Source organism: Actinacidiphila paucisporea (assembly GCF_900142575.1).
In the GTDB taxonomy this organism is placed as follows: Bacteria; Actinomycetota; Actinomycetes; order Streptomycetales; family Streptomycetaceae; genus Actinacidiphila; species Actinacidiphila paucisporea.
Map to the genome: position 1 here is coordinate 336539 of NZ_FRBI01000003.1, position 20141 is coordinate 356679.

Genomic DNA, 20141 nt, shown 5'->3' on the forward strand with positions numbered 1-20141 from the left:
CGAGACGGGCGACCCTGCGGCCTCCGTCTTCCCCGCCCGTGCGGCGCCGCTCCCTCGGCCAATGCAACCGCGCCGGCCGGACCGGCTGTTCCCGGCACGGCCGGGCGACCGTCCGGGCGGCACAGCGAACGAGGCCCAGGCGCAACCCTGCGGAACCGGCTGTGGCGCAGTCGGCCGACCGATGACTGCCGTGTCCGGCGCCCGCCTGATTCCTGGAAAGTCCCGGCCTCTCGTGAACCCAACCCCGTTGTGCCGCAATAGGGGGAGTGATGGACGACGACGAGCTGATCGCCCGCCTGGCCGGCGGCGACGAGAGTGCGCTCCGCGAGCTGTTCGGCCGGCATGCGCCGTGGCTGGCGGCGCGGCTCCGCACGGCGCTGCCGGCCCGGGACGTCGAGGACGTGCTGCAAGAGACGTTCCTGGCGGTCTGGCGCAGTGCGCGGGACTACCGTCCGCAGGGATCGGCGGGCGGCTGGCTTTGGGTGATAGCCCGTCGGCAGGCAGCCGGGTGGCTGCGCCGCCATGCCCGTGACGCGAGCCCGGTCGACACCGCCGCTCTCGACGACACCGCTCTCGACGGCGCCCTGGCGACGGCGGGACGGGCTGCCGCCAGGGACCCGGTGGAGGCCGTGATGGCGCGGAGCGACCTGGCCGCCGCCCTGGCGGTGCTCGGCCCGCAGGGCAGCCCCGAGCGGGAGGTCTGGCGGCTGCTGTACGTGGAGGATCAGCCGGTCGCGCAGGTGGCGGAGCTGATGGGCGTGCCCCAGGGCACGGTCAAGAGCCGGGCCCACCGGGTGCGGCGGCTGATGAGGACGGCGCTGGTCGGGCGTGCGACACAGGAGGAGGGGCTGTGAGGGAGGCGCCGCGTGACGCGCACGGTACGGGTACGGGTGGTACGGCCCCCGACGGTCTTGACGGCGTGGCCTCGGACGCCGCGAGTCCTGGCGATAGTACTCCGGACGTCGTGGATCGGGGCGGCGTCGACCTGGATCGGGTGTGGCTGGGCGTGGCCGCCCGGGTGTGGCACCGAGAGCCGGGCCGGGTCGAGCGCCTGGCCGCCCGTCTGCTGCGCTCGCCCGGTCTGGCCCGGGCGCTGCTGACCACGCCGTCGCTGCTGCTGCCGTGGCTGCTCGCCACAGTCGTGGTGTTCGCCGCCGGGGCCGTGGCAACCGCCGGAACCGGGCAGCCGGTGGTGGCGCTGGCCGCACCCGCGTTGACCGGGGCCGCCGTCGCCTACTCGTACGGCCCAGGTCTCGACCCGGCCTGGGAGCTGTCGCGCACGATGGCGGTCAGCGATCGGATGGTTCTGCTGGCCCGGGTCCTCGCGGTATTCGCGGTCAACGCCCTGCTGGCCTTGGCCGCCTCGGCGGTGTCGGCCACCGCGGCGGGCATCGCCTTCGGCTGGCTGGTGCCGATGGCCGCCGTGTCGGCGCTCGCCCTTGCCGTGGCCACAGTGGCCGAGTCGGCGAACAGCGGGGTCGCCGCCGCTCTGTCCGTATGGACCATCACCGTGGTCGGGAGCCAGTCCGCCACCGGACAGGTGGCCGCCGCCATCACCCGGTCCGCCCTCGTACTGCCCTATCTGGCCGTCGCTGCCTGCTGCGTCGCCGTCGCCGTACTGCACACCACCAGGACAACGAAGGGAACCCGGTGAACATCGAGATCACGGATCTGACCAGACGGTTCGGCCGCACCCGGGCGGTGGACTGCGTGGACCTGACCACGGGGACGGGCGTGTTCGGCCTGCTCGGCCCCAACGGCGCGGGCAAGACCTCGCTGCTGCGGATGCTGGCCACGGTCATCCGGCCGAGTTCGGGCAGCATGCGCCTGCTGGAGCAGGATCCGGCCGGGCACGGACCGCGCAGGGAGATCCGGCGTAAGCTCGGCTATTTGCCGCAGAACCTGGGCTACTACCCCGGGTTCACCGTGGTGGAGTTCGTCGAGTACTTCGCGCTGCTCAAGGAGATGCCGCCGCGCCAGGTGCCCCGGGCGGTCGCCGCTGCCGTGGAGCGGGTCGGCCTGGGCGACAAGGCCAAGGCGAAACTGCGCACCCTGTCCGGAGGGATGCTGCGACGGGCCGGGATCGCACAGGCCATCGTCAATGAGCCGGAACTCCTGCTCTTCGACGAGCCGACGGCCGGGCTCGACCCCGAGCAGCGCGTTGAGTTCCGTTCCCTGGTACGGGAGTTGGGGCAGCGCTCGACTGTCGTGGTCAGCACCCACCTGGTCGAGGACGTGGGCGCCGCCTGTGCCGAGGTCGCCCTCATGCACCAGGGAAGGATCGCCTTCCAGGGCACCCCCGACGAGCTCGTCGCCCGCGGTGCGGGACACGGCACCGGCGACGCACCGCTGGAGCGCGGTTACAGCGCGGTCCTCGCGGCGGCGCGCGCATGAGCGCCGGCACGGTCCCGGCGCGCGGCGCCAGGCGACCGCTGAGCCCGAGGGTCCCGGAGGTGTTCACACTCTCCGCTGTCCGGCTGCTGCGACTGGAACTGCGCCGCTGCACGATGATGTGGATGGTGCCGCTGGCACTGCTGGCCTTCTGGCTGGACACCTATCGGGGCAGCATGGCACTGCCGCCGCTGTGGAGCTCACGCACGCTGATCCTGCGCCGGGGCGCGGCCCTCGACGACTTCGCTCCCTTCGTTGTGGGGGCGGCTGCCTGGGTCGGGGGCCGCGACCGAAGACGCGGTATCGGGGAGCAGGTGGACATCACCCCTCTGCCACGCTGGGCGGGCCGACTTGCCACCTGGGCGGCGACCGCCGGCTGGGCACTGGGGGCCTACCTGGCCTGCGTGGGCTTCCTGTACGGGGCGATCGCCTGGCAGGGCGCCGCCGGCCGCCCGCTGTGGTGGCCGGTTGTGGTGGGCGCCGTCGCGCTGGCGGCGTTCAGCGCCTTGGGGTTCGCCGCCGGAGTGCTGATCCCGAGCCGGTTCACCGCGCCGCTGGCGGCGATCGTCACCGCCCTTGTGCTGCGCCAGACCCTGCGCAGCGGCAGCGGCGGCCGGTACGCCCTGCTCTCACCGGTGACCTCGCCCGCGTACTCGCAGGCTCCGCCCCGGGCCGACGCGGGTGTCTTCCATCCCTACCTGCCCGACCTCTCCCTCACGCAACTGCTCTTCTTCGGCGGCCTGACCGTCGCCGCGCTCGGCGTGCTGGGGGTGCAGGCCGTCTGCGGCGGACCCCTGGCGCGTCGCCTCGCGGCGGCCGTCGTCGCCGTCGGCCTCGCTTCGTCCGCAACCGGGACCGCCCTGGTCGGGACCGCCCGGGTGGAGGCGAACGGCGTGGTCGTACCCGCCCTGCACGACGCGGCCGACGACCGTCCCCTCGCCTACACGCCGGTGTGCGGCGGCTCCGCGATCCGGGTCTGCCTCAATCCCGTCTACCGGGCGTACCTGCCGACCGTGTCCGCGGCCCTGGATCCGCTGCTGCGTGAGGTGGCCGGGCTGCCGGGCGCGCCCGTGCGCGTCGACCAGGTCGCGTTGTCCGGGCAGCACGCACCGCTCGCCACGGCGACCGTCAGCGGTACGCCGCCTGTGGTCCGTCTGGCCCTCGACATCGGCTACGACGGCGCGGTGTGGATCGGACCCGGCCCCTCAGGAAAGGCGCCCCGCGACCGCTGCTGCACCTCCCAGCAGATGTGGACCAGCGTCCCCCGGCTCGCCGCGGAGGTGCTGCCCCCGGTCGCCGGCGTGGTCGTCGACCATCTCGTCGGCCACACCGACCCGGCGCAGCAGGCGGTCTCGGACGGGCTGCTGCGGGCGGTCGGGATACCGCTGGGCACCTTGGCGGTCTACTCCCGAACCGACGGGACGCTGGCTGCCCTGCTGCCCCGGCCCGGAACCCCGGCGTATGCCGCGGGCGGCCGATTCGCCGCGCTGTCCGCGGCCGACCGGCACGCCTGGCTGACCGCCCACCTCGCCGGACTACGCGACGGCAGCGTCGCCCTGGAGCAACTGCCGTGACCCGTACGATCCCCGAGGCCGACCTGGCCGGGCCGCGGCGGACGGGCCCTCGGCTGACACGGCTGCACCTGATGAGCCGCCAGGTCCCGGGAGCGCTCACCGTACTGGCCTGCTGCGCCGCGCTGCTGTGGATCGTGCTGCACACGCACTGGATACGGGGCGACGACCACGCCGCCGACCAGCAGATATTGCTGCTGATCGAGGACGGGGCCGCGTCCGTCGTGGCCGTCGCCGCCCGCAACCCGTTCGGCGAGAGCGAGCGAACGACCGGCCGCCTGCTGCCGCTGCTGCGGCTCGGCGCTGCCCTGTTGCTGAGCGCAGCCGCCGTCGGCGCCCTGGTGCTCGGCGCCGTGGCCGGGCGGCTGCCGGGCGGCTGGTTCGAGATGCTGCGCGACGTCGCCGGGCTTGCCGGTGCCGGGCTGATCACCGCCGCCGCCGTCGGCGGCGCCCTCGCCTGGACCGGCCCGCTCGCCTACACCGTGGTGGCCGAGTTCGCGCTCATGGAGGACTGGCAGACCCCGTGGATGTGGCCGGCCCGACCTGCGCACGATCTGGGGGCGTGGCTGTGCGCCGGCCTGGCCTTCGCCGCCGGGACAGCGGTCATCGCCGCCCGCGGCCCCAGGGAAACGGGCGGCGACTCGTAGGCCTTCTGCTCTCGCCGGGCCGCATGGGTGTGTGCATCCCGCGTGATCATGGTGGTACTCGGGTGCACGGCTCCCGGGGCGTGCGCGTCTCTTCGACGACTGGGCCCGGTTCCGCCCGGTGGCGCGGGCAGGGCGGGGCCGCCGTGTCAGGAGGGGAGGCGGTTCAGGGCTGCGGTGGCGATGCCTTTGACGTAGCTCGGGGCGTCTGTGGGCTGGCCGGTGAGCTCGACGATGGCGACCCTGGTGCCGCTGCGAAGGACCGCGACGCCGCCGGCGACGGTGCCGTCGCCGCTGTAGGACGGGTACCAGTGGCCGGTACCGCCGTTGACGGAGAGGGTGTGCGCCGCGCCGTAGTGCCAGTGGCCGGCCGGCTCGTCCTGGCAGTCCCGCACCAGCGCGTCGAGCTGCTTCTGGTAGGTGCTCGCCGAGCTGCTGGTGGCAGCACTCGCGGCCGACTCGACCAGCAGCCCTCGGGTGTCGAAGGTCCAGGTCACCGACGCGTACGCGGTGGCCTTGCCCTTGGTCAGGCCGTGCATCGTCTCCTCGCCCGAGCACGCCGAGAGCCCCTGGCTCCCGGCCAGCGACACGGTCGCGCCGACCGGACCGAGGCCCTGCTGGAAGAAGTCCTCGCTCTGGACGAGGGCGGCGGAGCCGAGTCCGGGCACGGCGACCGCGACCGCAGCCGGCTGGGCGGTGACAGGGCGGGCGGCGACCGCGGTGCGGTGCGCGGCGTCGTGCGCGGCCCCGTCGGCGGTGGCCGGCTGGACGCCCACGACGCCGACCGTGATCAGTGCGGCGGTGAAGCAGGCCGCGGCGGCGACACGCTTGCGGCGAACGGGCTTCTGCTGGACGGCCTGGTTCTCGGTCATCTGGTCCCCCTGCTGGTCGGGACGCCTGCTGCGTCCTCGTACAACCGGGGAGATGACGCCGGGAAAGGGAAAGTTGGAGCCCTGACCCGCTGTTTCACAGCTGTGACAGAGCGGTCCTGACGATGCGGGACATCGCGGCCGTGCCCAGGCAGGCGTCGACCTCCAGCACCCCGTAGTGGTTGCCGCTGCGCAGCACGGCGATGCCGCCGCAGGGCTCCTTGCCCTCGGGCGCCGTTCCGCTGGTGTTGAGGGACCCCTGGTAGCTGCCCATCCAGCTCGCGCTGAGGTCGGGGGCGAGTTCCACCGTCGTGGTCCTGCCGTAGACCCAGTGGCCGGGAGGTTCGTCCTGGCAGGGCACCTCCTCGAGCAACAGGCGCTCGGTGAAGTTCCGCGCCAGGGCGGGGCTCAGGGCCTCGGCGGCGACCTCGCGGGCGACCTGGTCGGCGCGGTCCACGGCCACGGTGGGGTCGTCCGCATCAGCGTGGGTGCTGGTCATCAGTCCGCGGAAGTGGGCGCCGGGCCCGCCCAGCGTCTGGGTGAGCGTCTTCTCGCCGGCGCAGGCCGAGTTGGCGTACGCGCCGTCGCCGAAGCGGTCCCTGGCATGGATCTGCGCAGTGATGCCGACCGCGCCGAACGCCGCGGGGTCAAGCAGGTCGGCGGTCGTCACCGGCCCGGTGGCGGCCTTCGGCGGGGCGGAGCCGGAGGCCGAGGGCGCAGGTGCCGGGGCGGACGCACCGGCCGTCGCGAGAGCGGAAGCGCCGTCGGTCGCCGGAGCCGAACGCGCTGCCGGGTGCGCGGTGCCGTGGGGCGGTGGCAGGACGAACCGGCCGGTCGCCAGGCCGCACGCGGCGGCCGCCACCAGGGCGGCGACGGCGGATCGGGGCCGGACGGCGGCGCGGCCGCCCCCCGACGCGGGACCGCCGTTCACAGACCGCCGGCCAATCGCTCGCGCATGAAGCGCCGCGCCTGGTGGATACGGTCCTTGACGGTGCCCAACGGGACGTCCAGCACCTCGGCCACCTGGATGTAGGTCAGGTCGCCCAGGTCGCGCAGCACGAAGGACTCCACCAAGGTGGGGTGCTGCTGCTCCAGAGCGGTCAGCGCCTCCATCAGGTCGAGCCGGGTCCCGGCTATGACGCTGGTGCTCCGCGGGTCCACGGATTCGGGCAGGTCGGCGTGGCTGTCCTCGGCACGCCGGCGCATCGAGCGGTAGGTGGACCGGGCGGCATTGGACGCGATCACCGTCACCCAGCCCAGGAAGGAGCCGCGGCCGCCGTACTCGCCCAGGTGCGTGCTGATGGAGAGCAGCGCGTCCTGCGCGGCCTCCTCGGCGTCGGCGTGGTGCGGCAGGAAGCGGGAGCAGCGCCGCAGCACCACCGGCCGGAGCTTGGCCAGCAGGTACTCCACCGCCGCCGGGTCCCCCGCTTGAGCAGCCGCCACGAGCCGTTCCAGCTCGCCTTCCTCGAACACCCGGAGCCCCCGTCCTGTCCCTGTCGCGGCCCACTCGTCGAACGTGGGTTTCCCACCCCCGACGATTCCGGCAGAATGCTGCCACATGCGCAAGCTCGGCCGTTACCTCCTCCTGGACCGGCTCGGAGCAGGCTCCTTCGCGACGGTCTGGAAGGCCTACGACCCGGAGCTCGACACCGAGATCGCGGTGAAGGTGCTGGCCGAGAACTGGGCTGCCAACGCCGATGTGCGCGAGCGGTTCCTGGCCGAGGCGAGGCTGCTGCGCCGGATCGCCAGCCCGCGGGTGGTCCGGGTGCACGACGTCGGGGTGCACGAGGACCGGCCCTACTTCGTCATGGACTACGTGCGCGGCGGCACCCTGGCGGACCGGGTCGGGCGGTGCGGCCCGCAGGAGGCGCTGCGGCTGGCCGCGGAGGCGGGCTACGCGGTCCAGGTCCTGCACGAGGCGGGCGTGGTGCACCGCGACGTCAAGCCGTCCAACCTGCTGCTCGCCACCGGCTCCGCGCCCGACGCGGTGCTGGTGGCGGATCTGGGCAGCGCGAAGCAGATGGCCGACGCGTCCGGACTGACGGTGACCACCGGCACGCCCGCGTACATGGCGCCGGAACAGGCCTTCCAGACCGGCGGGTTCGACGGGAGGGCCGACGTGTACGCGCTGGCCGTCGTGGCTTACGAACTGCTGACCGGACAGAAGCCGTTCGGCCCGGGCGGACGCGCCACGGCCCTGATGACGGACCAGTCGGCCGCATCGACGCTGCCCGCGCTTCCGGCCGGCCAGGAGCTGCCCCCGGGGGTGTCCCTGCTGCTGCGGACCGCGATGTCCGTCGAACCGGCGGACCGACCGCCGACCGCACAGGCCTTCGCAGACGCGCTGCTGGCGCCGGCCCCGCCGCCCCAGCCCCAGGAACGCCCCGGACGGCCGACCCTGCGCGCGGTCTGTCTGGCGTCAGGCGCGGTGTTCACGGCGACGACCCTGCTGAGCTGGCTGCATCGCTGAATCCGACAGGGGAACGGCCCACTCAGGGGCCGTGTCCTCAGGCCAGTGATCGCGGTCCCCGCGTGTGGTGCTCAGGCTTGCCCATCGTCGCCTTCCCGGTCGCCGTCAGCGAGGTGCTCGCCCCGGCGAACGGGCGTGTCGGCTCCGCAGAGTCGGAAGCGGGCGAGGTACGCCGGGCTTGGGCCGCGGTGCTCGGTCAGGTGGAGGCCTGCGGCGCCGGCGAGCCGGTGCAGCCGGCCGAAGGGGATCCAGTGCCGGTCGAAGAACTCCCCGATCACCAGTCGCCCGCCTGGTGCCAATACCCGTGCCGCCTCGCGCAGCACCCGATCCGGCTCGGGGATCTCGCCGAGTGCGGTCACGGCGTATATGGCGTCGAATGTCCCATCGGCGTAGGGCAGTTCACGTGCGTCCGAGCGGGTGGGCGTGATCGTCGCCAGGTTGTGGCGCTCGGCGCGGCGCATCACATGGTCGAGCATCTCCTGCTGGATGTCGAGCACATCGAGCCGTCCCTCCGGCCCGAGCTGCGGGGCTACGTGCAGCGACTGCAGGCCGGTCCCCGGGCCGATCTCCAGCATCCGCTCCCCCGGTCGCGGCCGCAGTACGGCGTCCGTCCTGCCGGCGGTCAGAAACGGCAACGGCACGTCGAGCAGGCCGCGCTGGGCGTACGGATAGGGCGCCGTGTCGCCCAGCCACCAGGCGGCGGCCAACGCGGCGCCCGCGCCTGCGGCGACCGCCCAGCGGGTCCGGGCCGGGATCGGGGCGACGGGGACGGTGACGGGGGCGGTGGTGATGCGGTGCATGGTGTTCTCCGGTGGATCGATTCGGTCCGTGGTACGTGGTCGGGCGGTCGGCGTCACGCGGACCGGCTCAGCGTCCGCAGCGCCAGCCGGCCGCACAGCGCGGCGAGCGGCAGCTCGGCGCCGAGCGCCATGGCGACCGCGGTGGCGAAGTCGCCGCCCGGGGCCGCGGTCGTGGTGTCGAACCAGGCGTCCACCACGAGCAGCGTCGCGGTCGCGGCGGCTGCCAGGGCGTGCCGCCGGTCGCCGCGGGCGGCGAGGAGGCCGGTGGCGATCAGGCCGAGCGCCTCCAGCGCGTCGAGCCCGACCCAGGCGACCGGCCAGTGCGCCGCGGTCGCGGTGGCCGGCAGGCCGGTGGCCAGCACGTACAGCCACGGCAGCAGGGTGAGCCCGCAGGCGACCAGCAGCCACCCGGCCCGCCGCATGCCCCGCGCCGGGCGCGGCTCCTCCGCCTCTTCGTGAAGTCCGTGAAGCTGGATGACCTCGGTGCGGTCGAAGCCCTCGGCACCGGCCACTTCCTCATCGCACGAGACCAGTTGACGCATCGTCTTCCCCCGCTCCCCGCCGACTCTCTCCTTCACGTGCTCCACCCTCCGCGGCACACCAGGGCGCGTCAGTCACGCAGGGTTCCGACCCGGGGTGGAGACAAGTGCACCCCCGAACGGGGCGGGAGCGTCATGGCACGGGGATGGCCTGCGGCTTACCGTTTGACGCATGCAACTCACGACGTGGCTGCGGCTGGTGCTGGGCCGGCCGTTCCGCGGGGCGGGACACCGGACCGCGCTCGTCGCCGCCGGCCTGCCGCTCCACCTCGCCGCGGTGCCACTGTGGCTCTGGCTGGCCGGCGCGATGGCGGGGGTGCCGGCACTGACCGCGCTGCCCGTGCTGCTCGCGCTCCTGGTGATACCCCTCGTGATCGCGCTGCCCGTGCTGCTCACGCTCGTGGTGACGCCCCTGCTGACCGTCGGGCAGCGGCGGCGCTACCGGGCGCTCGTCGGCAAGGACCTCCCGCGCCCCGCCGTACGCGGGCCGGGACGCAACTGGACGTCGGCGGTGCGCCGGCTGACCGGCCGGGCCCTGTGGCGGCAGGTCTGCTACCACGCCGTGGCGGGTCCGCTCTTCGCCCTCCTGGACCTCGCCGTCCTCGCCGTCTGGGCCGCCGCTCTCGTGGCTGCCTCCCTCTACGTGTGGATATGGGCACTGCCCCCGCAGGGGTGGGTCACCGACCTCGGGTACACCACGCAGGCCGTGTACATCACCGCCGGCGGCCTCGCCCTGCTGTTCCTCGGGCTCCGGCTGACCGGCGCTCTGGTGCGGCTGGAGACCCGGGCGGCCGAGATCCTGCTCGGCCCCAGCCGCACGGAGAAGCTCGCCCGCCGGGTCGCCGACCTCGCCGAGAGCCGGACCGGCGTGCTCGACGCCGCCGACGCCGAGCGGCGGCGGATCGAGCGCGACCTGCACGACGGCGCACAGCAGCGCCTCGTCTCACTCGCCGTCAACCTGGGCCTGGCCAGGTCCACCCTCGGCGACCTGCCGGAGGACGCCCGCAAGGTGATCGACGAGGCGCACCGCGAGGCGAAGGAGGCGATCGCCGAGCTGAACGACCTGGTGCGCGGCCTGCATCCGGCCGTCCTTGAGGACCGCGGCCTCGACGCCGCGCTGTCCGGGGTCGCCGCCCGCCTCCCGATCCCGGTGCGCGTGGCGGTGGACCTGCCGCGGCGCCCCTCACCCACGGTCGAGGCCGTCGCGTACTTCGTGGTCTCCGAAGCCCTGACGAACGTGGTCAAACACGCCCAGGCGGCCCGGGCGGACGTGACCGTGGAACGGATCGGGGAGACACTGCTGGTGGTCGTCGCGGACGACGGAGCGGGCGGCGCGGATCTCGCGGCCGGCGGCACCGGGCTCGCCGGGCTCGCCAAGCGCGTCGCGTCCGTCGACGGCACGTTCTCCTGCCGCAGCCCCGCCGGGGGCCCGACCGTCGTCACCGTGGAGCTGCCGTGCGCGCCGTGATCGCCGAGGATTCCCTCTTGCTGCGCATCGGCGTGGTCAAGGTGCTGGAGGCGGCCGGCTTCGAGATGTGCGCGCAAGTCGCCGACGCGGAAGGGCTGCTGGCGGCCGTCGAGGAGCACCGGCCCGACATCGCCGTGGTCGACGTGCGCATGCCGCCCGGCTTCACCGACGAGGGAGTGCGCGCCGCGATGGTGATCCGCCACCAGTACCGGCGTACCGCCGTGCTCCTGCTGTCGCAGTACGTGGAGGAGCGGTACGCCGCCGAGCTGCTCGCCGCCAACACCTCGGGCGTCGGCTATCTGCTCAAGCAACGCGTCGCCGACGTCGAGGAGTTCGCCGAGGCGGTACGCCGGGTGGCGGCCGGCGGCACCGCGCTCGACCCGCAGGTCGTCGCGCAGCTGCTGGTGCGCCGGCACAGCGATCCGCTCGACCGGCTGACGCCGCGCGAGCGGGAGGTGCTGGAACTGATGGCGGGCGGCCGGTCCAACTCCGGCATCGCCGCCGAGCTGGTGGTGAGCGAGAGCGCGGTCGCCAAGCACATCAACAGCATCTTCACCAAGCTCGACCTGCCCAAGGCCGACGCCGACCACCGCCGCGTCCTGGCGGTGCTGCGCTTCCTGGGCGTGGTGACCGCATAACGCGCGATCACGCCCGCATGCCCATACGGCAACGGTGTTGATCGCCTTTGGGTGGGGAACGCGGCGCCTTCGGACACGTGCTCTGGACGGTACCGTCGCCGAGTCCGTTCCTGCTCGGGAAAGGGAAAACACTCCGCTCCGCCGTACGAATGGCTAGCGTGAAGTGGGAAACGATGAGCCGTGACATAGGCATCCGCACCATGGAGACGCATGTGATGACATCCCCCGCCTCTTCCGGGGAGGGCAGGAGGACCCAGCCCTTACCCCGCACGATCGAAGCGATCAGCGCCGCGCTCAGTGAGGAGAAGCGACAGGTGTTCCACGCCGCGCTTTGGCAGGCGCCGCTGGGGCCGGAACTCGACGACGTGATGAACGTGTGGTGGATGGAGGCGATGTTCGATGCGGTGCCCGGCCGTGAACGCCGTCTGACCAGGACGGTCGCCGGCCGTGACCTGGTACGCCTGCCGGATCTGCTCGTAGGCGATCACCGGTGAGGCCGGTGTCACGCGGCTGGCAGGCCGTCGCCGAACTCAAAGCGGCCGAAGTCCTGCATGCCATGGGAACGTCGGGATCCGGGGAACTCCACGACCAGATGGTCCTCTTCTTCCGCGCGCTGGCTCTCGAAGTGGGCGATTCCGTCGAGTCGGGCAAGACGCCGCCGGGACTGCCGATGGAAATCGACGATGTCATCTGGTACAGCGTGGCGGTGCCCCGGGAAGGCGTCTTCTTCAGCTACAGCGTCTATCCCGGCGAACGGCAGATCCGTATCTGCGACCTCATCTGGCTCACTTTGGATCCGGATCTGCTCTGACCGGTCGCCGGCCCGAGTCCCGGTACCGCCGCCATGAACGGCCGCCACAGGTGACGATCTCCCCCGAGCAGACCGACTCCGCGAACCAGGCTCTCAGGCAGGTCCGCAGCTATCTGGAGGCGCACCGGGATCACCGCGAGGTCACGGTCACCGTTGCAGACGGCGAACCGGAGACGCTGACCTTGCCTCGGGAGGCAGTCGAACTCCTGGCCGCATGCTTGCTCACCTGGGAGCCGGCCGAGGCGTCTCCGTAGTTCCAGCGGACGCCGAGCTAACAACCCAGCAAGCCGCAGACATACTCAACGTCTCCAGGCCTTTTCTCGTCGGCCTCCTCAACGCCGGTGAGATCGAGTACCGGAACGTCGGGACTCATCGCAGGATCAAGGCATCGTCGCCCATCGAATACAAGCAGCAGGATGACCGGAGGCGGCGAGGTGCCCCGACCGCGCCGGCGGTGGCGATCACGGAAGCAGCGAGCAGGGACCCGTAGACAGCCCCTGCGGAGTCCGTCCGCGACGCCGTGTGACCGGCCTGGTCAGTCCGGTGCGGCAAGGGAAGGTGATCCATCAGCCCAACCTACGCACCCGCCCCGCCCGCCGACCGCACCACACGCGGCCCCCTGGGAGCACGTCATCAGGAAGTACCCGGGCAGGAGTGGGCGGTCGCTGGGGCCGACCTCCCGAACGCCCAGGTCACCCGACTTCCCGAGATCGTGTACGAGCAGCGGAAGCCGGCCCCGGTCAGGGATGGCTTCGCCACATCTCTGGACTCTCTGGGGACGGGGCGAACCGATGAATCCGGCTCCTTGTACTGGACGGCCGCGACGACCTTGGGGGCAGGGGAACAGCTCGTACAGACGATGGCGGACGACTGGGCCCCCGCGGGTTGGTATCCGGCGGATCTGTACGTGCAACGCCTCTCGGCGCGAGACGAGTTGAAGGCCGTGCAACAGCAGCTTCCACAGCAGGCGGCAGAGTTGCTGGAGGCTGCTGGGGACTCGGTGGACCGGCGGTTCGTCAAGCTGACCGTGCCTGATCCCGCCTGGTACCTGGAACCCGACAAGGAGCTTGGGCTGGAAGTCCCCAGCGAGGATGACCCCGGCCGGTGGTGGCGTCGCCGCCCCGAACCCCTCCCCTGGTAGCCCCGCGGCGGCACCCGGTATGGCAGCACCTGGCCTCGTAGAGACGAAAACTCGTAGAGCCGGAAAGCGGCTCGCGCCCCGGGCGCACATCGATGCGTGCCGGATGGGCAGTGACGATCTCGTCTCCTCCGCGCCTGTCTGAACAGGCAGGGCAGCCCTCCCGTCCGGAACAGAGTCGCGGCCCCCCTCCGGTTGGCCGCGGCCCGCACCCCCGCCCGCCCGCCGAACCGCCGCGCTCCGGCAGGCGGCCGAAGCCGCCGCGGGGACGAATCCTCAGCACACACGCCCGGAGCCTGTTCCTCCGGGACGGCGAGAAAGCGTGGGGACGACCCGACCGTCCGCCTCAGCGGTACGAACGCGGCACGCGGAATGTATTCCGTTTCCTGCCGGACAAGAAGCACGCCGGGTAGGAAACACCCGAGGCGGAAGTTCGATTGTTCAGGCCACGGGAAACTGTTTGACATGCACGGATGTCGCAGGTATTTTGAGACGCCATGTCATTTGGGAACGATAGTATTCAGGGGTGGGGTTCTCCATGAAAACACGCGCGATTCTCGTGTCCGCCGCGATCGCCGCGGGAACGATGATCGGATTCTCCTCCGCAGCCCACGCGGACAGCCCGACAGCCGCACCGGTCACCGCCTCCGGCTTCCATTCCGTCCTGACGGTCGACGGGAAGCGGACCGACCTCGGCGCCAGCCCCGCCGCGGTCATCCCCGCAGGCCAGCCCACCGGGCAGGTGCTGCCCTGCGGCACACCGAACACCTTCATCGACGCCAACGGCACCTACACCGTCCAGCACGCGTGCGGCGGCACGACAGCCTCCTGGTCGTACCGCCTCAGCACGACGGCCTGCGCGACCGCGGCGGGAACCGTCAACGAGGCCGGCCAGATCTGGGCGCTCAACGGCGTCACCAAGCCCAAGCAGGCCCCGCATCCCGGTGTCATCTGCCGGTACATCTTCCACGGCACCTACAACCCGGCGCACGACAACAACAGCATCGCCTATTCGGACGTCATCACCTGGGCTGTTCCCGGCGGAGGCGTCGCCACCCTGCAGTACTATGGCCACTTCAAGCTTTCCGCGTATCCCTGCTCGCCGACTTCCTGCTGAAAGGCGGCGTTCCTCATGCCCGAGCGTGGTGTCGTCCGTTTCTGGCACGACGACGAAGGATGGGGAGTCATTGATTCCCCATCCGCTCCCGGCGGCTGCTGGGCCGGTTTCGCGGCGATCGAGATGCCAGGATTCGCAAAACTCCACGAGGGCCAGCAGGTCTGGGTGACCATCGGCGACGGCCCTCAGGACGGGTACGACTACCTCGCCGAACGCATCACCCTCGACATCCCGTAAACGTATTCCGCATAACAGCGGGAATTTCTCCGGCTCACCCCGTTCGCGCGGCCCGTCGGGGCCTCTCCGGCGACGCGGACCGGGGACCCGCGGGATGCACGGGATGCACGGTATGCGTCACGCGTCAGCAGCCGTCGTCGGCACGTGCCGGCGACGGCTGTTCGCTCCGGACTCCGGATACCACGCCGGTGTACCTCCCTGATCGCGCGCGCCCGACTGCGGGCCGGGCAACGGCTCGCCCGCCGGCGTGACCACCTACACGTCCTGGCTGATCGGCTACCGCCGACTCCACCACCGCTACGAACGCTACCCGCGCAACTACCTGGCCTTTCCGGGCCTCGCTGCTGCCCTCTGCTGCCCTCTGCTGCTACGAACGACTCATCCGACTCGCCACATGGGACACGGTCCGAGACCAGTGGTCTTCACACAGCACGCGCAAGGTTCGTGCTGTCAGGCTATTTCCCGGGATCGGCGCCGTACCACTGGAGGGGTTGCCCAGTGACGGCGGCGATGCAGTCGAAATCCCGGCCACGATGGAGGAGGGTCAGCCCCTGGAGTTCCGCCGTCGCCGCAACCACCAGGTCCACCGCGCCGGCGCTGCGGTGCTGCCCCTTGCGGGTCAGCAGTTCCTGGACCCGCCAGGCGCGATCGCAGGCCCGGTCGTCCACCGGCACCCGGCCGAAGAGCAGCCGCATGTCCTCGATGCCTCGGGCCCGGTCCTCAGCAGAACGCGCGCTGTAGAAGAACTCCAGCTCCGTCACCGGGCAGGTCGCGATGAGTCCCGCTGCCGCCGCCCGATCCCAGCCGTACTGGCCGGCGTCTCCCCGCAGGAAGCGGGCGAGGGCGCTGGTGTAGATCAGAAACTGCGCCGCGCTCACCGACGGTAGTTTTTCTTGTCCTCAAAAAAATCCAGGTCGAAGCCGCCCTCGTCCGCGACCGTCCGCAGCCGGGTCAGCGCCAGGGCACGCCGTCGGTTGTCCAACACCTCGCGGAGTGCGGTGTTGACCGTGTCCTTCTTGTCACAAATGCCGAATCGACCCTACTGACTCCTGACCCGGAAGCCGGGGCCGTGGAAGAGGCGGCGGGAGTGGTTCGCACCTGGCGCACGGTCCGAGAGGGCCCGCCCCTTCACCGCAGATCCATTCCGCAACGCCTTCAGGGCCGGGCGCCGCCAAGCAGACGGGATTTGCCGGACGGGCGCCGGCCCGCGAGCCGGTCAGATCATGCCTCCTGCCGCGTGCGGGCTCTGCCCGGTGACCCAGCGACCGGCCTCCGACGCCAGGAAGGCCAGGAAGGCCAGGAAGCCGACGATCCCGGCGATGCCCTCCGGCTCGCCGAGACGCCCGGGCGGCGTACGGGCCTCGTCGCGCGCGACGACGTGCACGGGCACGGGCACGGTGGCCAGTACGTCGGTGGGTCAGGCCGGGCAGCACGCTGTTGACCATGACGGACCGCGGACCCGACTCCCACGCCAGGGTCCGCGCGAGCCGGTCGCCCGCGGCCTTGCTCGCGGCGAGCAGCGCGGCACCCGGCATCGGCGACGCGGCCAGGGCGGAGGAGATCAACACGATGCGCCCGTTGTCGCGGATGCGCCGGGCCGCCTCGCGCAGTGCGACGAAGGTGCCGCGGCGTTGGCGGCGAAGTGCCGCTCGAAGCCCTCATCGGTGGTGTGCTCCACCGGCACCGTCGTGGCCGTGCCCGCGTTGTTCACCCAGACGGGGATGAGCGGCCCGTCCACATCGATGAAGAGCAGCGGCCGCTACGGGAAGCCGGACACGGCTGCACCGCAGCGCGATCAAGCCTGTAGGCAGAAAGAGTTTGCGCCCCCATGCGTCGTTGGCCCCCGCTGCGCAGCCGGGCCATCGACGTCATGCCCGGTGAGGCGCTGGCGGAGGATGGTACGAGATGCGAACTCGTGAGGGGTTGCTCTGGGCACGCCTTCCACCCGCTCGTCCGGTTGTCCAGGTAGGTCCGCGAGCGTCATGACCTGCGACGGAGAGGCCCACCGGCTATCGGCTGGACGGTGCTCGCGTGCGGCGGACCTGTACGGACCGCTCCCGCGCCGGGTTCGATCGGATGATCGGCTGCAACCGCGGGTGATCGGGCGGGTCGGGACCCCCAGCCCGCACCTGCCCGCGATGTCGTGCGACCAGGAATCAGGGAGCCGAGTCTCCCCGTTCAGCGACCTGGTCGAGGAGCTCGGACAGGTCCTTCAGCCGGTCGAGGCCGTGGACGGCCTGGGCAGTGCGGTGGTTGGCGGCCAGCCGGGCGCGGTGCTGGTGCAGGAAGGCCCAGTAGCCCGCGGTGTAGGGGCAGGCATGGTCGCCTGTGCGGTCGGTGGGCCGGTAGGCGCACGGTCCGCACAGGTCGCTCATCCTGTTGATGTACGCGCCTCCGGAGGTATAGGGCTTGGTGGTCATCAGGCCGCCGTCGGCGTACTGGGACATGCCGACGACATTGGGCAGCATGACCCAGTCGTAGCCGTCGACGAAGCAGCGGTGGAACCAGTCGGTGACGGCGGCCGGGTCCCAGCCGTCCTGGAGCGCGCGGCTGCCCAACACCATGAGCCGAGGGATGTGGTGGGTCCAGCCGGTATCCCGCACCTGGGCCAGCACGGTGGAAAGGCAGTTGGCGGTGACGGCGTCGGCGTCCAGCTCGAGGAACCAGTCGGGCAGCGCAGCGTCGTGGCGCAGCGCGTTCCGGTGCCGGTAGTCCTCGCCGAAGTGCCAGTACAGATGCCATACGTACTCGCGCCAGCCGGCGATCTGCCGCACGAAGCCCTCGACGCTGTTCAGGGGCGCGTCGCCGGACCGGTAGGAGTGTTCGGCGCGCTCGACACATTCGGCCGGGTCGAGCAGGCCGAGGTTGAGCGACGACGACAGCAGGCTGTGGCTCATCACCGGGTCGGCCGCGAGCATGGCGTCCTCGTAACGGCCGAAGTCCGGCAGTCGGTCGGAGACGAAGCGGCGCAGCGCCCTCAGTGCCTCGCGCCGGGTGGCGGGGAAACGGCGGGGGCCGTCGCGGCCGACGAAGGACATCTGGCCGTCGCGTTCCCAGCAGTCGAGGTCGCGGCGGACCTCGGCGTCGATGGCGTCCTCGCGGGGTTGCCAGGGGCCCCGGACTTCGAGGGTGTCCCGGCCGCGCGGCGGAGGCTCGCGGTTGTCGCCGTCAAGGTTCCACCGGCCGCCGGCCGGCTCCTCACCGTCCATCAGCAGGTCGCACCGTCTGCGTGCCCAACGGTAGAAGCCCTCCAGCCGCAGGCTCTGCTCGCTGTCGCGGCCCGCCCACTCCCCGAAGTCCTCGCGGGACACCAGGAAGCCCTTGGCCGGCAGGATCTCCACGCCGTCGAGCGCGCTGACGAAATGCAATGCCGCGCGCGAGGTGGGGTGGCAGACCGTCACCGGGCCGCCGACGCGGCCACCTTTCCGCGCGCTGCCCGCGTCTGCGTCACGAGCCGCGCTCCGGCGGGGGATCTGCCGGAGTGCCTGCCTCAGTCCGTCGGCGTACGTCTCGGCCCGGATGTACGTGACCCGGTCGCCGAGCTCTGCTGCTCGGTGTCGCATCGCCGAGAGCACCAGATGCGCCTTGGCACGGTGGAAGCGGCGACGGCGCAGCACCGAGCGCGCCTCGATCATGATCACCGGCGCCTGTGCGTCGGGGCCGCCGTGACGGGGGTCGAGGAAGTGCGGGCCGAGTTGGTCCCCGAACAGCCAGTGCGGGCGTGGCTCCATGGTCCTCCTTGTCGCGGTCGGCGTACCGTGCCTCCGTCGTCACTTCGCCGACAGGTGGAACCGCAGAACCGCAAGGCCGGGCAACGGCTCCGGCGGCTCGTGCCGAGGCGCCCGGCCCCTACCGGCACCGGCGTGCCCGACCGCTTGGCCAACGCGGTGACTGGCCCGCGACCGCATTCCTGCCTGTTGCTGGGAACCGTCTGTACCAAGCAGTCGGCCAACGGCGACAGGTGGTGTGGTGCCTGCCGCGCCTCCCACGGCCCATGCTGCCAGTCGTCGACTGTGTCCGCACGTCGCCCCTCCGATGGCCCGGACCGCCGTAATCTCTCCCGGGACAAGCGGCCGGGCGGCGAGGCGGACCGCCAAGCCGGTCCGGCCGGAGACTGCCGCTTCATCGAAGACCACGTTGCCGAGGCACGTCGGAGACCTGAGGCCGGCTGTCGGTGGACCGCCATTCGGATGACGGTGACGCCACGGTCGGCCTCGGTTGCAGACGTCGTGGTGGCGGTGACGAACACGCCGCCGTCCGCGGGGGGGCGGCGACGGCGTCGGTGCCGCGGAGGTGGTGGGGAGGTCGGGCACCAGGCCGGAGGTGCCGTTCGCTGACGCGGAGGCGGTGACGGGGACGGGGACGGCGGTGTAGTCGAGGACGTCGTCGGCGCCGAGGCTGCGGACGCGCCCGGCACTGCGGGGCCGGCGGTGGCGGTGACGTCGGCACCGGCGCGGTGCGTGAACCGGACGGCGTGGCCGCCGACGGCTCGACCGCCGCCGTCGACCAGCACACGCTGGCCCCGGGTGAGGGGCCCTTCGACGTCGTGCCCGGTGAGGCACTGGCGGAGGATACGAGATGCGCACTCGTGGGGGGTTGCCCCCACCACGCTTTCCAACGGGTCACGAGGCGGTTCACAGGCAAGCGAGGGCGTTCTGACCTGCGGCGGAAGCATCGAGGAAGCACCCTGCGAACGGGACCGGACGGCGGCGAATGAGACCAGAACTGAGACCGGACGACCGCGTCATACCTTCTTGACGACGACCGTGTCCGGAACCAGCTTCTCGAGATCGTCGACATCCGAGGTGAAGACGGTGACCTGGCCCTGCTGTCGGCGCGCGACGACGGCGAGCACCGCATCGATCGCGTACTTGTGACCGTGCAACTTGGCATCGGCCAGGAGCCGGCGGGCCTGTCGTGCTTCGTCCTTTCCGATGTCGGCGACTTTGAGGCGGGAGAGCACCCAGTCCCAGCGCTGCTCGGTGATCCGGCCGTCGTACGCCTCGACCAATGTCATCGGGGACGTCACCACCTCGGCTTCGCCCCGGGCTGCGAGGTCGAGCCAGGCGATCATCTTCCGATCGCCGCGTACGGTCAGGGACAGTGCTTCGCAGCCGAGTACGAAGACTCGAAGCGGGGACTGGTGCGCCTGCTGCCCCTTCTTCACGCGGCCGCTCCGGCACTGCCTGTCCGGCGACGGTCGTGCTCGGCGTCGAGGCTGTCCAACTCATCCAGGGCCGCCGCGCGTTCATCCTCGGTAACCGGACCGTGCTCATCCTCCAGCCAGCCGACGAGCTCAACGAGCCGGTCCCGGTCGCGTTTGGCGCGCAGCGCCTCGGCGACGTATGCCGACAGGCCGCGCTCAGCGGCCTCCGTCCGGATCTCGTCGAGAAGATCCTCAGGGATTGTCACCGTCACCTTCTTACTCACCATACAATCAACCATACT

Annotated in this window: 24 protein-coding genes and 2 pseudogenes; 14 read left to right on the forward strand and 12 right to left on the reverse strand. The window is 71.8% G+C overall.

The window, feature by feature from the left end; genetic code table 11:
* Nucleotides 1-269 precede the first annotated feature (269 nt).
* The 5 genes from BUE44_RS07550 to BUE44_RS07570 all read left to right on the forward strand — a co-directional run bounded on the left by BUE44_RS07550 (nucleotide 270) and on the right by BUE44_RS07570 (nucleotide 4609).
* Nucleotides 270-854, forward strand: a complete 585-nt coding sequence (locus BUE44_RS07550; protein ID WP_073495121.1) for an RNA polymerase sigma factor — start codon at nucleotides 270-272, stop codon at nucleotides 852-854.
* Between the two features lie 110 nt (nucleotides 855-964).
* Nucleotides 965-1654: a hypothetical protein gene (locus BUE44_RS38370; protein ID WP_073495123.1), complete on the forward strand. Its 690-nt coding sequence runs from the start codon at nucleotides 965-967 to the stop codon at nucleotides 1652-1654.
* Complete coding sequence (locus BUE44_RS07560) at nucleotides 1651-2394, forward strand: ABC transporter ATP-binding protein (protein ID WP_107415643.1); 744 nt, start codon at nucleotides 1651-1653, stop codon at nucleotides 2392-2394. Before BUE44_RS38370 ends, BUE44_RS07560 begins: the two co-directional genes overlap by 4 nt.
* A gap of 59 nt (nucleotides 2395-2453) precedes the next feature.
* Nucleotides 2454-3965, forward strand: coding sequence for a hypothetical protein (locus tag BUE44_RS07565; protein ID WP_143172483.1), 1512 nt, complete (start codon nucleotides 2454-2456; stop codon nucleotides 3963-3965).
* On the forward strand, nucleotides 3962-4609 hold the full coding sequence (locus BUE44_RS07570; RefSeq protein ID WP_073495127.1) for a hypothetical protein: 648 nt from the start codon (nucleotides 3962-3964) through the stop codon (nucleotides 4607-4609). The genes BUE44_RS07565 and BUE44_RS07570 overlap by 4 nt, the downstream gene beginning before the upstream one ends.
* A 146-nt stretch (nucleotides 4610-4755) precedes the next feature.
* Here BUE44_RS07570 and BUE44_RS07575 read toward each other — a convergent pair whose 3' ends face one another.
* The 3 genes from BUE44_RS07575 to BUE44_RS07585 all read right to left on the reverse strand — a co-directional run bounded on the left by BUE44_RS07575 (nucleotide 4756) and on the right by BUE44_RS07585 (nucleotide 6948).
* On the reverse strand, nucleotides 4756-5478 hold the full coding sequence (locus BUE44_RS07575; protein ID WP_073495129.1) for a hypothetical protein: 723 nt from the start codon (nucleotides 5476-5478) through the stop codon (nucleotides 4756-4758).
* 94 nt (nucleotides 5479-5572) lie between these two features.
* Nucleotides 5573-6145 carry a hypothetical protein gene (locus BUE44_RS07580; RefSeq protein WP_235001955.1) on the reverse strand — a complete coding sequence of 191 codons (573 nt, stop codon included), beginning with the start codon at nucleotides 6143-6145 and terminating at the stop codon, nucleotides 5573-5575.
* Nucleotides 6146-6402: 257 nt separating this feature from the next.
* Entirely contained in the window at nucleotides 6403-6948 is a 546-nt protein-coding gene (locus tag BUE44_RS07585; protein ID WP_073495133.1) for an RNA polymerase sigma factor, read from the reverse strand.
* An 85-nt stretch (nucleotides 6949-7033) separates the two neighbouring features.
* Between BUE44_RS07585 and BUE44_RS07590 the strand changes: the two genes are divergently transcribed.
* Nucleotides 7034-7945: a serine/threonine-protein kinase gene (locus tag BUE44_RS07590; RefSeq protein ID WP_073495135.1), complete on the forward strand. Its 912-nt coding sequence runs from the start codon at nucleotides 7034-7036 to the stop codon at nucleotides 7943-7945.
* Between the two features lie 71 nt (nucleotides 7946-8016).
* On the opposite strand, the gene BUE44_RS07595 is transcribed toward BUE44_RS07590, so the two are convergent.
* Both BUE44_RS07595 and BUE44_RS07600 read right to left on the reverse strand, forming a co-directional pair.
* The gene (locus tag BUE44_RS07595) at nucleotides 8017-8745 is read right to left on the reverse strand and encodes a class I SAM-dependent methyltransferase (RefSeq protein ID WP_073495137.1); all 729 of its coding nucleotides are present in this window, start codon (nucleotides 8743-8745) and stop codon (nucleotides 8017-8019) included.
* 53 nt (nucleotides 8746-8798) lie between these two features.
* The gene (locus BUE44_RS07600) at nucleotides 8799-9323 is read right to left on the reverse strand and encodes a hypothetical protein (protein ID WP_073495450.1); all 525 of its coding nucleotides are present in this window, start codon (nucleotides 9321-9323) and stop codon (nucleotides 8799-8801) included.
* Between the two features lie 133 nt (nucleotides 9324-9456).
* Here BUE44_RS07600 and BUE44_RS07605 point away from each other — a divergent pair, with 133 nt between their 5' ends.
* From BUE44_RS07605 to BUE44_RS38380, 8 genes and pseudogenes are all read left to right on the forward strand, one after another.
* The gene (locus BUE44_RS07605) at nucleotides 9457-10752 is read left to right on the forward strand and encodes a sensor histidine kinase (RefSeq protein ID WP_073495139.1); all 1296 of its coding nucleotides are present in this window, start codon (nucleotides 9457-9459) and stop codon (nucleotides 10750-10752) included.
* Nucleotides 10740-11390: a response regulator transcription factor gene (locus BUE44_RS07610; protein WP_073495142.1), complete on the forward strand. Its 651-nt coding sequence runs from the start codon at nucleotides 10740-10742 to the stop codon at nucleotides 11388-11390. Before BUE44_RS07605 ends, BUE44_RS07610 begins: the two co-directional genes overlap by 13 nt.
* A 158-nt stretch (nucleotides 11391-11548) precedes the next feature.
* Nucleotides 11549-11884 carry a hypothetical protein gene (locus tag BUE44_RS07615; protein ID WP_235001956.1) on the forward strand — a complete coding sequence of 112 codons (336 nt, stop codon included), beginning with the start codon at nucleotides 11549-11551 and terminating at the stop codon, nucleotides 11882-11884.
* 5 nt (nucleotides 11885-11889) lie between these two features.
* Nucleotides 11890-12201 carry a hypothetical protein gene (locus BUE44_RS07620; protein WP_073495144.1) on the forward strand — a complete coding sequence of 104 codons (312 nt, stop codon included), beginning with the start codon at nucleotides 11890-11892 and terminating at the stop codon, nucleotides 12199-12201.
* 214 nt (nucleotides 12202-12415) lie between these two features.
* Entirely contained in the window at nucleotides 12416-12691 is a 276-nt protein-coding gene (locus BUE44_RS38375) for a helix-turn-helix domain-containing protein (RefSeq protein ID WP_235001957.1), read from the forward strand.
* Nucleotides 12692-13060: 369 nt separating this feature from the next.
* Nucleotides 13061-13342, forward strand: coding sequence for a hypothetical protein (locus BUE44_RS07630; RefSeq protein ID WP_143172485.1), 282 nt, complete (start codon nucleotides 13061-13063; stop codon nucleotides 13340-13342).
* A 535-nt stretch (nucleotides 13343-13877) separates the two neighbouring features.
* Nucleotides 13878-14456, forward strand: coding sequence for a hypothetical protein (locus BUE44_RS07635; RefSeq protein WP_143172486.1), 579 nt, complete (start codon nucleotides 13878-13880; stop codon nucleotides 14454-14456).
* Nucleotides 14457-14894: 438 nt separating this feature from the next.
* Nucleotides 14895-15088: pseudogene (locus tag BUE44_RS38380) on the forward strand (IS5/IS1182 family transposase); the annotation flags it as partial.
* Between the two features lie 60 nt (nucleotides 15089-15148).
* On the opposite strand, the gene BUE44_RS07650 reads toward BUE44_RS38380, so the two are convergent.
* The 7 genes and pseudogenes from BUE44_RS07650 to BUE44_RS07675 all read right to left on the reverse strand — a co-directional run bounded on the left by BUE44_RS07650 (nucleotide 15149) and on the right by BUE44_RS07675 (nucleotide 20126).
* Complete coding sequence (locus BUE44_RS07650; RefSeq protein WP_073495152.1) at nucleotides 15149-15571, reverse strand: PIN domain nuclease; 423 nt, start codon at nucleotides 15569-15571, stop codon at nucleotides 15149-15151.
* On the reverse strand, nucleotides 15568-15720 hold the full coding sequence (locus tag BUE44_RS39500) for an antitoxin (protein ID WP_073495154.1): 153 nt from the start codon (nucleotides 15718-15720) through the stop codon (nucleotides 15568-15570). The genes BUE44_RS07650 and BUE44_RS39500 overlap by 4 nt, the downstream gene beginning before the upstream one ends.
* Before the next feature lie 189 nt (nucleotides 15721-15909).
* Entirely contained in the window at nucleotides 15910-16089 is a 180-nt protein-coding gene (locus BUE44_RS38385; protein WP_235001958.1) for a hypothetical protein, read from the reverse strand.
* Nucleotides 16090-16141: 52 nt separating this feature from the next.
* Nucleotides 16142-16303: pseudogene (locus BUE44_RS39730) on the reverse strand (SDR family oxidoreductase); the annotation flags it as partial.
* A gap of 546 nt (nucleotides 16304-16849) precedes the next feature.
* On the reverse strand, nucleotides 16850-18424 hold the full coding sequence (locus BUE44_RS07665; RefSeq protein WP_073495159.1) for a cryptochrome/photolyase family protein: 1575 nt from the start codon (nucleotides 18422-18424) through the stop codon (nucleotides 16850-16852).
* Between the two features lie 1013 nt (nucleotides 18425-19437).
* Nucleotides 19438-19860 carry a PIN domain-containing protein gene (locus BUE44_RS07670; protein WP_073495161.1) on the reverse strand — a complete coding sequence of 141 codons (423 nt, stop codon included), beginning with the start codon at nucleotides 19858-19860 and terminating at the stop codon, nucleotides 19438-19440.
* Nucleotides 19857-20126, reverse strand: coding sequence for a ribbon-helix-helix domain-containing protein (locus tag BUE44_RS07675; RefSeq protein WP_073495456.1), 270 nt, complete (start codon nucleotides 20124-20126; stop codon nucleotides 19857-19859). Before BUE44_RS07675 ends, BUE44_RS07670 begins: the two co-directional genes overlap by 4 nt.
* Nucleotides 20127-20141 lie beyond the last annotated feature (15 nt).

Coding starts and splice junctions, on each gene's coding strand:
- BUE44_RS07550 (WP_073495121.1), top strand. CDS start 270: ATGGACGACGACGAGCTGATCGCCCGCCTGGCCGGCGGCGACGAGAGT.
- BUE44_RS07575 (WP_073495129.1), bottom strand. CDS start 5,478: ATGACCGAGAACCAGGCCGTCCAGCAGAAGCCCGTTCGCCGCAAGCGT.
- BUE44_RS07590 (WP_073495135.1), top strand. CDS start 7,034: ATGCGCAAGCTCGGCCGTTACCTCCTCCTGGACCGGCTCGGAGCAGGC.
- BUE44_RS07595 (WP_073495137.1), bottom strand. CDS start 8,745: ATGCACCGCATCACCACCGCCCCCGTCACCGTCCCCGTCGCCCCGATC.
- BUE44_RS07605 (WP_073495139.1), top strand. CDS start 9,457: ATGCAACTCACGACGTGGCTGCGGCTGGTGCTGGGCCGGCCGTTCCGC.
- BUE44_RS38375 (WP_235001957.1), top strand. CDS start 12,416: ATGCTTGCTCACCTGGGAGCCGGCCGAGGCGTCTCCGTAGTTCCAGCG.
- BUE44_RS07630 (WP_143172485.1), top strand. CDS start 13,061: ATGGCGGACGACTGGGCCCCCGCGGGTTGGTATCCGGCGGATCTGTAC.
- BUE44_RS07635 (WP_143172486.1), top strand. CDS start 13,878: ATGAAAACACGCGCGATTCTCGTGTCCGCCGCGATCGCCGCGGGAACG.
- BUE44_RS07665 (WP_073495159.1), bottom strand. CDS start 18,424: ATGGAGCCACGCCCGCACTGGCTGTTCGGGGACCAACTCGGCCCGCAC.
- BUE44_RS07675 (WP_073495456.1), bottom strand. CDS start 20,126: ATGGTGAGTAAGAAGGTGACGGTGACAATCCCTGAGGATCTTCTCGAC.